This is a genomic window from Bordetella muralis (genome assembly GCF_054781015.1).
In genome coordinates this window covers 312,937-325,113 of the sequence record NZ_BAAGVF010000004.1, presented here as the reverse complement: position 1 = coordinate 325,113, position 12,177 = coordinate 312,937, and the positions used below count along the sequence as shown (strand labels likewise).

Sequence of the window (12,177 nt, the reverse complement as noted above, 5' to 3'; positions counted from 1 at the left end):
ATTATGAAGGCTTTTTTTCACGCTGTCAAATCGATTCGTTTTCGTTTCGATCTGAACGCTTCATCACCTCACAGCCACCAGGTCACCCCAGTCGCTGCCTCGGTCATTCGGGATATCAGGGTTAACCCTAACCTCACCAACTGCCGAGCCCGAAATATTAACACACTTTTTAAACTCGGTGCAACTAGATCTCAAATAATCATCGTCGCGGGAATTTACTGCGTTACCACTTCGGCCCCACCGCTTGATCCCGTCTCAACCGAAACTGCGTTTCGTCTGAATTCGCGTTCAAGCAGCGAAGGAGCGAGACTATAGCACATGACAATTGCGTGACGCAAACAGGACGAATTAACGAGTCTAATCATCCTATCGGCAGGATCATTCAGCCCTCTTTATATACGCATGGTGCCTGATATACAGCCAAATACAGTCAAGCACCCTCATCAAGTTGAGCCCCCCGTCCCTGCGCTCCCTATATCTGTGTATAGATAAATGACGACACACCGTAGAGGCGGCCGCGGCTGCCCGTAGGGTCGCCTCATCGAGTCTCTATATATAACGGCAGCAGGATCGCATCGATACTCCGGGCCTGCCGCGCTCCGTATCAAGACCATAACCAGAAAGCCCGACGATTCTCGTCCAATCGACGCGTGGCTTCGGCTTCGCCCAGCAACGACTCTGGAACGCCGATGTCGCGCAATACGTCAGTGTCCAGTTCGCTCAGGGCAACAACCGTTTGTTTTCTAGCGCGGCGAATCAGAAAGGCTCGCCACCAGGCGGTCCAAAACCCTGCGGCGCGGGTCATGCGCGGCACAGCCACAGCGCGGAGCGAAGCGGTTAGTTGGGGGGTTGCAGTGTTTGCAGCAGAGAGTATTCCCGGCGATTCCATATGTGTCTCCCAAGTGGATGTCCCACACTGGTTAGCGTAAAAGCACAATGGCGCGCTGTGAATCGCATTGTTCTACCCACATTGGTCGGTTATGCTTACCAGCATGAGCCGATTGCCTTTGAACACCCTGCCCGCTTTCCGCGCCGTGGCCGAATTGCAGAATCTGCGTGCCGCCGCGGAGCGGCTGCACCTGAGCCACAGCGCGGTCAGTCAGCAGATTCGTGTGCTGGAGGAACAACTGGGATTTACGCTGTTTGATCGCCAAGGGCGGCGCGTGACCCTGAACTGCGCAGGCCGGGCACTGCTATGCAGCGTGCAAAGCGCCTTGGCGCAGCTGGATGACGGCGTGATGGCAGCGGCGTCTTTTGCCCAGGGCGCTGACCAGCATCTGCGCGTGTCGGTATTGCCGTCTTTTGCACAGCGATGGCTATTGCCACGAATGGCTCGTTGGCGCCAGCGCCATCCCAATTTGACGTTGGAAATCGAGACGTCCCAGCAGTTGGCCGACCTGCAGCGCGACGGCTTTCATGCCGCGCTGCGCTCAGGACGAGGCCCTTGGCCAGGTGTGATGTCGGAGCCGCTTTTCGATATTCCGATGCCACTCATTGTGTTGGCAGCCCCTGCCACCGTAGACCAATTAGCCGATTTGCGTCCGGAAACGCTGGCGCGTCAGCCGTTGCTGGGGGACAAGGAACTGTGGCGGCAATGGTTCGCGGCGGCAGGATTGACCGCAAATGTCACGCCGGTGGCCTCGTTCAACGATGTCGGCATGATGCTGGAGGCCGTCGAACAGGGGTTTGGGCTGGCACTGGGCCGTGAGCTGCTGGCGGTCGATGCCTTGCGGGCGGGCAGGTTGGTGAAAGTATCACCGGTAAGTATAGATTTCGAGCCTGCGGAGACTTATCACCTGGTGTATCCCCCCGGGTTGAGAGATTGGCTGCCGTTGTCCGCTTTAAGGCAATGGATACGTGATGAACTGGAGCGATCACGCGACATGCTGATCGCTAGCCACACGGAAAATGCCCCAAATGCCACTGAGGCGTCCCGGCCACCCTCTGTATCCTGATCGGATTCACGGGTGTCGTTCTGGACCAACTGGTGCATCCAAACAGGTTTTGTTGCACCAGACACCCGATACGCTTGCTATGCTGCATCGTTATTACTGGATGCGCGAGGTTCGCCCATCATGATGCAGTTCCCGCGCGGCTCACGCGCCTGCTGGACCCGCCTGCTGGCGGCAATGACGATATGGCTCTGGTTGGGGGTCGCCGGATTGGCGGCCGCGCAACCAGAGGGACCGCCCAGTGCCGCCGACGCGGAAACTGCGCTGACCGACGCTCGCAAGCAGATCGACCAGATCCGGGAACGGTTGGAAGACGGCGGCGAAGACGCGCAACTCGTGCGCTGGCGCAATGATGTGCTGGATATCCAGTCGCGTGCCAATACCTTGGCCGAGGCCCTGACTCCGCAATTGGCCGCGGTGACTGCCAGGCTGTCAGAGCTGGGCCAGCCGCCTGAGGGGACGCGCGAAGCGCCAGATGTCGCGGCGCAGCGCACACAGCTGCAACAAGACAACCGGAAGCTGGACTCGCAAACCAAGCTGGCGCGTTTGCTTGCGGTAGAGGCGGCGCAGACTGCCGAGCAGATATCTACGTTGCGGCGCACAGAGTTTCAAGCCCGGCTGGGAGAGCGCCGCGACTCGATTGTGGGGGATACGTTCTGGAAGGAGCTACGCAGCGATCTGCCCCGCGACTGGAGGCGCCTCACTGAGCGGAGTCAAGAATTGCGGGAGGCTGTCACCAGCACTCAGGGCGCTATCTGGCTCGTGCTGGCAGTGGCCATTGGTATCACGCTGCTATTGCGCGTGGCCTTTAGCCGATTGTTGTTGCGACTGACCGCCACACGCGTCCCGCCCGGCCGATTGCGCCGATCGTTCCTGGCCATCTGCATTGTGATCCTGGCCTCGGCAACCCCGGGCGTCATCGCCGCCCTGCTGTATGCCGGGGTGACCTGGAATGCCGGGCTGTCCGACGATACGCGCGATTTGTTGAGCAGCCTGGTGGCAGTCGTATGCTTTGGCGGCTGTGTGGCAGGGCTGGGTCATGCTTTGCTTTCGCCCGAACGGTCCAGCTGGCGCTTGCCATCGATTCACGATGATGTAGCGCAAGGTCTGCGCCATTTACCGACTCTGCTCGGCATATTGGTCGTAGTGATCTGGCTGTGTGACGAGCTGCCGATCTTATTGAACGCCAGCTTGACCACGACGATTTTGGCGACGTCGATAGCCGCCCTGGCGTTGATAGCCACGTTGGCATGGGGGCTGCGACGCAGCACTCGGTTGCGCAAACAGTTGGAGCACGGCGCCGACGATCAGCCCCTACCGCCTCGCCCGTTCTGGCTCTCGATATTCATAGGCATCACGTGGGCGATTCTGGCATGCAGCGTCGTGAGCCTGCTTGCCGGGTATGTCGCGTTCGGCAGTTTTGTCGTCAAGCAAGTATTGTGGACGCTGGCAATTCTGTGTTTTGCATATCTGCTGTCGATCCTGATCACCGATGGTTTCAGCACGCTGTTGGCGCCCGCGCCGGACAGCGAAGACGACGCGCGCAAACGACTGCGTGGCCAGGCGGCCGTGCTATTGGCTGGAATCGGAAGAGTGACGGTGGGCTTGCTGGCCGCCACGCTGCTGCTGGCGCCATTTGGCGAAGGACCATCGGATCTGCTGCACCGGATGAACCAACTGCTCACCGGGTTGCAAATCGGCGAGGTGCACTTGCGTCCCGGCGCGTTGATGCAGGGTTTGCTCGTGCTCGCGTTTTGTCTGTTGGGCGTGCGCGTGCTCAAGCGTTGGCTGGCGAATCGATATCTGCCCACGACAGAGCTAGATCCGGGCATGCAGTTATCAGCCGCGACCTTGTTTGGATATGCGGGCGTGGTGCTGGCGGTTGCGCTGTCGTTATCGGCGTTAGGGATCGGCCTGGAACGCGTCGCGTGGATTGCCAGTGCGTTGTCGGTGGGGATCGGTTTCGGGCTGCAGGCGGTGGTACAGAATTTTGTGTCGGGCCTCATTCTGTTGGCTGAACGGCCGGTCAAAGTCGGAGACTGGGTATCGCTCGGCGGGGTCGAGGGCGATATTTTGCGCATCAATGTGCGTGCGACGGAAATACAAATGGCGGATCGGTCCACCGTGATCGTGCCGAACTCAGAGTTCGTGACGAAAACGGTACGTAATGTGACGCATGACAATCCGTTGGGCTTGGTGCAAGTGAAGCTGCCCATGCCGCTGGATGCGGATGTAGAGCGTGTGCGCGACGTCATGCTGGAGGCATTCGCTGCGAACGAAGGGGTGCTGGACACTCCCGCCCCCAATGTCTATCTGGAAGGCATTGAGAACGGGCATTTGCTGTTTAACGCACGCGGATATGTCAGCACGCCACGCAATGCGTATAGCGTACGCAGTGCGTTGTTATATGACGTGCTGCAACGTTTGGCGAATGCGAAATTGCCATTGTCTACGCCGTCGACGATGATGCTGGCGCCTGCGCCGGCGCAGGCGCCTACGGCAGGATCAGAGCCCGCCGCGGCATCTGCTGAGGTGCAAAGCACCGAGGATCCGGAACCACCTAAACCTGCCGCATCCGCCGAATCGAAAACACAGCCGTGAACGCAACGTGGCACGCATCCGTGCCACGCCTCGGTCTGTGTTCTCGATCTATGTCAATAGCGCCTGAGTCACGGGAATCAACAATCCCAATCCCGCAATCATCAATAGCACGAAGACCAGGCGCTTGACCATTTTCACCGAGTCTTTGGAGGCATAGCGCCGCACGAGCCACGTCAAGATGACGACAACAGGCAAAGCCTCCAGGCCCATCCATAGGGACGACACGCTCAGGCTGCCGTTGGCCGCGACCAAAGACAGGCGCACCACTGCGTTGGCTGCAAACAAGACCAGCAGACTGTTCCGTATCACGGACAAGGGCAAGGGCTGTCGATAAAGGAGATACACCATAGGCGGCCCGGCGCTGGAGAACAGGCCGCCCAGTACGCCGGCCACCAAGCCATATGAGATGAAGGAGGCTCGCGGTGAGACCTGCTCCAATGGCCGGCTGCGGGCGATCAACATGACGGCGCAGGCCAGAATGGTCAAGCCCAAAAGGCCACGCAGCAACAATACGGCGCTGCCGCTGATCCATTCCAGCGCAAAGACGCCGAACGCCACCCCGACCAGGCTGGCGATCAATGGCGTGCGAATCAAAGACCAGTCCAATTTTGCACGCGTGCCACTCAGCGCCACCACGGCATTGACCAGCGTCAGCATGTTCACTACGTTGGACATCTCGGGCAACGGTGCCAAAGACAACAGCCCTGTCAGCCCGAGCAAGACCAGGCCGAAGGCAAAACCTGTCATGGTCTGGGCATAGGTGGCCAAGGCCACGCAACCCAGGAACAATAGATGATCAACCAGCGTCATGTATCGATGAGTATGTACGCCATAGCGAAGCGCTGCCACGGCATATCGTTATCGTTTGCTCCGCACACGGCTCGCATAAACGTTTAAAGACAAGCCGCCCAACACCAGGGCGGCCGCGATGATTTTCCAGGCGGGTAGTGCTTCGCCAAGCAGCACTGCCGACGACAGAATACCGAAGACCGGCACCAATAACGCCAACGGCGTGACGGTAACAGCGGGATGGCGCGCCAATAACCACCCCCAAGCGCCAAATCCGAACACGGTATTGCCCACGCCTTGCCACAGTGCAGCCAACCACCCCCAGCCACTGGCATGCGTCAAGGCGCCGATCACATTCGCGGGCCCGTCTATCAGCAGACTGATGATCAGCAAAGGAATGATGGCAAAGAGCGAACTCCAGGCGGTAAAGGCCACCATATTGACTCTGCCCGCACCACGCATGACCATGTTGGTACATGCCCAGCAGAATGCGGCAGCCAATACCAAGCCCAAGCCAAGCAGCGTGACGGCGGCAGCCGGGTCAGTTGCACTGCGCCATGCGACGACCGCATAACCGCTCGTTGCCAACACGAGCGCCGCGATTTGCAATGGCCGCGCGCGTTCCCCTGTCATGATCATCGACATGATGATGGTGAAGAACACTTGCGCTTGCACGACCAGGGAGGCCAAGCCTGGCGAGATGTCCTGGCGCATCGCCCAATAAACCAGGCCAAACTGCCCTACACCCAACAACAGGCCAGCGCGCACCAGCATGTTCCACGGCACTGCCGGGCGGCGGAATACGAATATCCAGGGCAGCGCCGACAGCAAAAATCGCAATGCCGCAAAGAGGAATGCGGGAAACTCCGCCAACCCCCATTTGATGACCACGAAGTTCGTCCCCCAAATGAAGACGACGGACAACGCCAACAACAAATGTGAAAGTGGCATGAGCAGTGCGGCCAGTACCGGGCAGAAATGTCAGGACAAAGGCGGCATCATACGCCTGTATGCGGACACGCCATCAACGCACCGCAAGACTGACAACCTGCTGAATACAAGCTCAGCCCGGTACAGGGTGTTCGGCTAGTTCGCCGACGACGGTAGTCCATGAACGTACCCGCCATTGTTTGATCAGACCTGCTTTCACATACGGGTCCGCTTTGGCAAACGCTTCGGCCACGGCGGGGGAATCGGCTTTGAATAACAACACCGCCTGATCAGCAGGATCGGCCAAAGCGCCGGCCACTACCAACTCACCGCGGGCTACGGCTGCGCGCGCCAATGCCAGGTGCTCGTCGCGAAATGCGCCGCGCCGCTCGAGATAATCGGGGACCAGGTCGTAAAACATCAGATAATGCATGGCACGCTCCTGCGCTAAAGTCACTAGGTAGCTTGATCATACCTGCCGTGAGTTTTGTTCGTCTCGCTTATCAGTTGTCCACTACATCAAGGAAGAAATCCAGATGATCCAGGAAATCGCCAGTATTCTCGTTACCGCCGGGCACGAGGCTCAGTTCGAAGCCGGCGTGGCACAAGCCAAGCCGCTGTTTCTGCGTGCCAAGGGCTGCCATGGCATGGCACTGCATCGATCGATAGAAAATCCCCAGCAATACACGTTGGTCGTGGACTGGGAAACGGTCGAAAATCACATGGTCGATTTTCGGGAGTCCGCCGACTTTCAAGAATGGCGCAAGCTGGTCGGTCCGCATTTCGCGCAACCGCCGCAAGTGCATCATGAGGCCAAAGTGCTGTAAGAACTGCTCGTCGCACTGAAGGTTCGGTCATCGTTGACCGAACCTTGTCAGGTATCGGAAGGAGACGCGGCGGTTTGCTTGGCGCCTGCGGCTTCCGCGTTGGCCAATTGCACGGCAAGTGCAATCGCATCGGCCAGGAACGGCGAGTGATCGTCTTTCCGATAGCTGAGGATAACGGGGGACACGAAAGTATTGGCGTCGATAGGCACATGCGCGATGTCCGCGCGATGCAAACGATGTACCGACGCAGGTACGACAGTCACTCCCAGGCCTGCCGCCACCAGGCCGATCGCAGTCTGCAGTTCGTTGGCCTCCTGGACGACACGCGGGGTGTGGCCCGCCGCGCGGAACAAGCCAAGCACGTGATCCGCATAATTGGGTCGCGGACGCGCCGGATAGAGCACAAAAGGTTGCTCGGCAAGCTCTGCAATGCCTACGCGCCGGCGCCGCGCCAAGGGGTGCCGCAATGGCAGCGCCGCCACTAAGGGCTCGGCCATCAGCACACGGCGTTCGATCGCGGGGTCATCAAGCAGAATACGGCCAATCCCTACATCGATGCGTCCAGCCTTGAGCGCCTCGAGCTGGGGCAAGGTCGTCATCTCAGCCAAGCCGACTTCAATGCGCGGGTCGGCCTCACGCAAACGTCGGATCAGTTCCGGCACGAAGCCATACAGCGTAGACGGCACAAAGCCGATGCCGAACCACCCACGTTCGTGCCGTCCAAGGCGGCGGGTGCCTTGCACAATTTCGTCAAGACGCGCCGTCAACTGCAGCGACTGTTCCAGCAAAAACCGGCCAGCCTCGGTCAATTTCAGCGCACGCGAACCACGCTCTATCAAAGTGACGCCTAGCTCGTCTTCGAGTTGACGAATCTGCCGGCTGAGCGGCGGTTGAGCGATATGCAATCGGACCGCCGCTCGTGTGAAACTGCCTTCCTGCGCAACCGCCTGGAAATAGCGTAAGTGCCGGAGTTCCATAAAACGCATACCTTTCAGGTATAGAAAGCAACCAATATAGTCTTGGACCCGCGAAAAATCGAGCGGCATACTTCGGCTACGCCGAAAAGCACTTGTTTCAGGTATGGCAATCACGGCAATGAACGCTATCGCGATAATCATCGCGGACCTGGAGTGCTCTGCAACACCAAGGAGACATTCAGTCATGCATCGCCGATTTTTAAAGCCGCTGGCCGCGCTCTGCGCGGCGGGCGCGTTGTCGGGAGCCGTCGCGGCTGCCCACGCCGAGTATCCCGAACGTCCGATAACGTGGGTGGTGCCATTCCCGCCCGGCGGAGCGATGGACAATATTGCCCGGACATTGGGCGAAGCCATGGGCCGGCAACTGAACACCTCGTTCGTGGTCGAGAACCGCGCAGGTGCGGGCGGAAATATCGGCGCAGCGATGGTGTCGCGCGCCAAGCCCGACGGCTATACGATCATGATCGCGGCCAATGGCATGGCGGTCAATCCGGCACTGTACGACAACCTGAATTACGACCCACAAGCGGATTTTGCGCCCATTTCGTTGCTGGCTATCGTGCCCAATGTGCTCGTCACCAACCCGCAGCGCGTTGACAGCAAGAGCATTGCCGATGTCATCGCCAAAGCCAAGGAGCAGCCTGGTCACTACACCTTTGCCTCAGCCGGCGTCGGCACGTCGATTCATCTGGCTGGCGAGCTTTTCGTGTCGATGGCGGGAATCGACATGCTGCATGTGCCCTACAAGGGCAGCGGCCCCGCCGTAGCGGATCTGCTGGGCGGCCAGGTGGACTATATGTTCGACAGTGTGACGTCGGCCAAACCGCATATCATGTCGGGCAAATTGAAAGCCTTGGCGGTCACGACGGCCAAACGCTCGTCGGCGCTGCCTGACGTCCCCACCGTAGCGGAGGCCGGATTGCCGGGTTACGAGTTGACGCCTTGGTTCGCGGCTTTCGCACCGGCCGGCACCCCGCCGGAGATTGTCGCAAAACTCAACGCTGCAATGCGCCAGGCCCTGAGCGATGCCAAAGTGAAGACCACAATGGATACCATCGGAGTCGAACCTATTGGCGGCACGCCCGAAGAGTTGAAGACTTATTTGGCTAAAGAGACCATCCAGGGCAAAAAGCTCGTGCAAGAGCGCAATATAAAGCTGCAATAGTCCTATTGCGCGCGTCGGGCCGCGTGCGACGGGCGTGGCCAGCGGCCCGACACGCGGCATGCCCCCAGAGACAATATGGATTTGAAATCCATACTGAATCAATCAAGTCTTATATAAGATATAAGACACTTGCCCCCACCCCCTCCAGCCTCTACAATCGGCCTCGAAGACCCTTCCCGCAACCCGATTTTTATGCAGGCCTATTCATGCTGGAAACGTACCGTCAACATGTTGCCGAGCGCGCTGCGCTGGGCATCCCTCCGCTGCCGCTGTCGGCTCAACAAACTGCCGACCTGATCGAGCTCCTGAAAAACCCGCCCGCAGGCGAAGCAGACAATCTGCTGGATCTGCTGACCCACCGCGTGCCCGCCGGCGTGGATGATGCCGCCAAGGTCAAGGCATCCTATCTGGCCGCTGTCGCGCTGGGCAAAGAATCGTGTGCCCTGATCAGCCGGGCCAAAGCAACCGAATTGTTGGGCACCATGTTGGGTGGCTACAACATCGGCCCGCTGATCGAATTGCTGGACGATGCCGAGGTCGGCACCATCGCTGCCGACGCGCTGAAGAAAACCCTGTTGATGTTTGACGCGTTCCATGACGTCAAAGAAAAGGCCGACAAGGGCAATGCCAACGCCAAAGCCGTGCTGCAAAGCTGGGCCGATGCGGAATGGTTCACCAGCCGCCCCGCGCTGCCCGAGAGCCTGACCATCACGGTATTCAAGGTCCCCGGCGAAACCAACACCGACGATCTGTCGCCCGCCCCTGACGCCACGACGCGCCCGGATATTCCGATGCACGCGCTGGCCATGCTGAAGAACAAGCGCGATGGCGCAGCGTTCCAGCCCGAGGAAGACGGCAAACGCGGTCCGGTGCAATTCATCGAATCGCTGAAGGAAAAAGGCCATCTGGTCGCCTATGTGGGTGACGTGGTCGGCACCGGTTCTTCGCGTAAATCCGCCACCAACTCGGTGCTGTGGTTCACGGGCGAAGACATCCCGTTCGTGCCCAACAAGCGTTTTGGCGGTGTGTGCCTGGGCAGCAAGATTGCTCCCATTTTCTACAACACCATGGAAGACGCGGGCGCCCTGCCGATCGAGCTGGACGTGTCCAAGATGGAAATGGGCGACGTGGTGGAACTGCGCCCCTACGAGGGCAAGGCCCTGAAAGACGGCCAAGTCATTTCCGAATTCCAAGTCAAGTCCGATGTGCTGTTTGACGAAGTACGCGCCGGCGGCCGTATTCCGCTGATCATCGGCCGCGGCCTGACGGCCAAGGCGCGCGAAGCACTGGGCCTGCCTCCCTCGACGCTGTTCCGTCTGCCGAAGAATCCGGTTGATTCGGGCAAGGGTTTCACGCTGGCCCAGAAGATGGTCGGCCGCGCCTGCGGTCTGCCCGAAGGCCAAGGCGTGCGCCCGAATACCTACTGCGAACCCCGCATGACGTCGGTGGGCAGCCAGGACACGACCGGCCCCATGACCCGCGACGAGTTGAAAGACCTGGCTTGCCTGGGCTTTTCTGCGGATCTGGTCATGCAATCGTTCTGCCACACGGCAGCCTATCCGAAGCCTGTGGACGTCAAGACGCACCACACGCTGCCCCAGTTCATCAGCACGCGTGGCGGTATTTCGCTGCGCCCGGGCGATGGCGTGATCCACTCGTGGCTCAACCGCATGTTGCTGCCTGACACGGTGGGCACGGGCGGCGACTCGCACACCCGTTTCCCGATCGGGATTTCTTTCCCCGCCGGCTCGGGCCTGGTGGCGTTCGCTGCCGCGACGGGCGTGATGCCGCTGGATATGCCGGAATCGGTGCTAGTGCGTTTCAAGGGCAAGATGCAGCCCGGCGTGACGCTGCGCGATCTGGTGAATGCGATTCCGCTGTACGCCATCAAGCAAGGCTTGTTGACCGTGGCCAAGCAAGGCAAGAAGAACATCTTCTCCGGCCGCATCCTGGAAATCGAAGGTCTGCCCGACCTGAAAGTGGAACAGGCTTTCGAACTGTCGGACGCCTCGGCCGAACGTTCGGCCGCCGGCTGCTCGGTGCGCTTGAACAAAGAACCGATCATCGAGTACATCAACAGCAACATCGTGATGCTGAAGTGGATGATCGCCAATGGCTACGAAGACGAGCGCTCGCTGGGCCGCCGTATCAAGGCCATGGAAGCCTGGCTGGCTGATCCCAAGCTGCTGGAACCGGATGCCGACGCCGAATACGCCGCGGTGATCGAGATCGATCTGGCCGACGTGCATGAACCGATCGTGGCTTGCCCGAACGACCCGGACGACGTCAAGACCTTGTCTGAAGTCGCCGGGGCCAAGATCGACGAAGTGTTCATCGGCAGCTGCATGACCAACATCGGCCACTTCCGTGCGGCATCCAAGCTGCTCGAAGGCAAGCGCGATATTCCGGTCAAGCTGTGGGTGGCTCCGCCGACGAAGATGGACGCGCAACAACTGACCGAAGAAGGCCACTACGGCGTGTTCGGTACGGCTGGTGCCCGTACGGAAATGCCGGGATGCTCGCTGTGCATGGGTAACCAGGCCCAGGTGCGCGAAGGCGCGACGGTGATGTCGACGAGCACGCGTAATTTCCCGAACCGTCTGGGCAAGAACACGAATGTGTATCTGGGCTCGGCTGAGTTGGCTGCGATCTGCTCGCGTCTGGGTCGCATCCCGACCAAGGACGAGTACATGGCGGATATGGGCGTCATCAACAAGAGCGGCGACCAGATCTATCAGTACTTGAACTTCGACAAGATCGATGATTACAAGGATGTGGCTGCGGTGATTGAGGTGTAACTCGGTCGCTATCGACTGCAGTCGTAGGTGGAACGGCCCCGGGATTTTTCCCGGGGCCGTTTTGTTTTATGAGACGGGCCGGCTCGGGCTGAAAAATGAAAGATTGCTTAACTTCGATATCATCACGATAATAAAAGA

General features: G+C 59.5%; 10 protein-coding genes. 5 read left to right on the top strand and 5 right to left on the bottom strand.

Annotated features, from left to right (window positions below):
* Positions 1 to 604: 604 nt before the first annotated feature.
* Positions 605 to 805: a hypothetical protein gene (locus tag ACYVIT_RS10060; RefSeq protein WP_415807483.1), complete on the bottom strand. Its 201-nt coding sequence runs from the start codon at positions 803 to 805 to the stop codon at positions 605 to 607.
* Positions 806 to 980: 175 nt separating this feature from the next.
* On the opposite strand from ACYVIT_RS10060, the gene ACYVIT_RS10055 reads away from it, so the two are divergent.
* Positions 981 to 1,955, top strand: a complete 975-nt coding sequence (locus ACYVIT_RS10055; protein ID WP_415807484.1) for a LysR substrate-binding domain-containing protein — start codon at positions 981 to 983, stop codon at positions 1,953 to 1,955.
* A gap of 120 nt (positions 1,956 to 2,075) precedes the next feature.
* On the top strand, positions 2,076 to 4,553 hold the full coding sequence (locus tag ACYVIT_RS10050; RefSeq protein WP_460478190.1) for a DUF3772 domain-containing protein: 2,478 nt from the start codon (positions 2,076 to 2,078) through the stop codon (positions 4,551 to 4,553).
* A gap of 48 nt (positions 4,554 to 4,601) precedes the next feature.
* Here the strand turns inward: ACYVIT_RS10050 and ACYVIT_RS10045 are convergent, their stop codons facing one another.
* From ACYVIT_RS10045 to ACYVIT_RS10035, 3 genes are all read right to left on the bottom strand, one after another.
* Complete coding sequence (locus ACYVIT_RS10045) at positions 4,602 to 5,363, bottom strand: TSUP family transporter (protein WP_415807600.1); 762 nt, start codon at positions 5,361 to 5,363, stop codon at positions 4,602 to 4,604.
* 48 nt (positions 5,364 to 5,411) lie between these two features.
* Positions 5,412 to 6,293 carry an EamA family transporter gene (locus ACYVIT_RS10040; protein ID WP_415807487.1) on the bottom strand — a complete coding sequence of 294 codons (882 nt, stop codon included), beginning with the start codon at positions 6,291 to 6,293 and terminating at the stop codon, positions 5,412 to 5,414.
* Between the two features lie 112 nt (positions 6,294 to 6,405).
* Complete coding sequence (locus ACYVIT_RS10035) at positions 6,406 to 6,705, bottom strand: YciI-like protein (RefSeq protein ID WP_415807488.1); 300 nt, start codon at positions 6,703 to 6,705, stop codon at positions 6,406 to 6,408.
* 103 nt (positions 6,706 to 6,808) lie between these two features.
* Here ACYVIT_RS10035 and ACYVIT_RS10030 point away from each other — a divergent pair, with 103 nt between their 5' ends.
* Complete coding sequence (locus ACYVIT_RS10030; protein ID WP_415807490.1) at positions 6,809 to 7,099, top strand: antibiotic biosynthesis monooxygenase family protein; 291 nt, start codon at positions 6,809 to 6,811, stop codon at positions 7,097 to 7,099.
* A gap of 47 nt (positions 7,100 to 7,146) precedes the next feature.
* On the opposite strand, the gene ACYVIT_RS10025 is transcribed toward ACYVIT_RS10030, so the two are convergent.
* Positions 7,147 to 8,076, bottom strand: coding sequence for a LysR family transcriptional regulator (locus ACYVIT_RS10025; protein ID WP_415807491.1), 930 nt, complete (start codon positions 8,074 to 8,076; stop codon positions 7,147 to 7,149).
* Between the two features lie 184 nt (positions 8,077 to 8,260).
* On the opposite strand from ACYVIT_RS10025, the gene ACYVIT_RS10020 reads away from it, so the two are divergent.
* Together ACYVIT_RS10020 and acnB are read left to right on the top strand one after the other, a co-directional pair.
* Positions 8,261 to 9,241: a tripartite tricarboxylate transporter substrate binding protein gene (locus tag ACYVIT_RS10020; RefSeq protein WP_415807492.1), complete on the top strand. Its 981-nt coding sequence runs from the start codon at positions 8,261 to 8,263 to the stop codon at positions 9,239 to 9,241.
* A 206-nt stretch (positions 9,242 to 9,447) separates the two neighbouring features.
* Complete coding sequence (gene acnB, locus ACYVIT_RS10015; protein ID WP_415807493.1) at positions 9,448 to 12,039, top strand: bifunctional aconitate hydratase 2/2-methylisocitrate dehydratase; 2,592 nt, start codon at positions 9,448 to 9,450, stop codon at positions 12,037 to 12,039.
* Positions 12,040 to 12,177 lie beyond the last annotated feature (138 nt).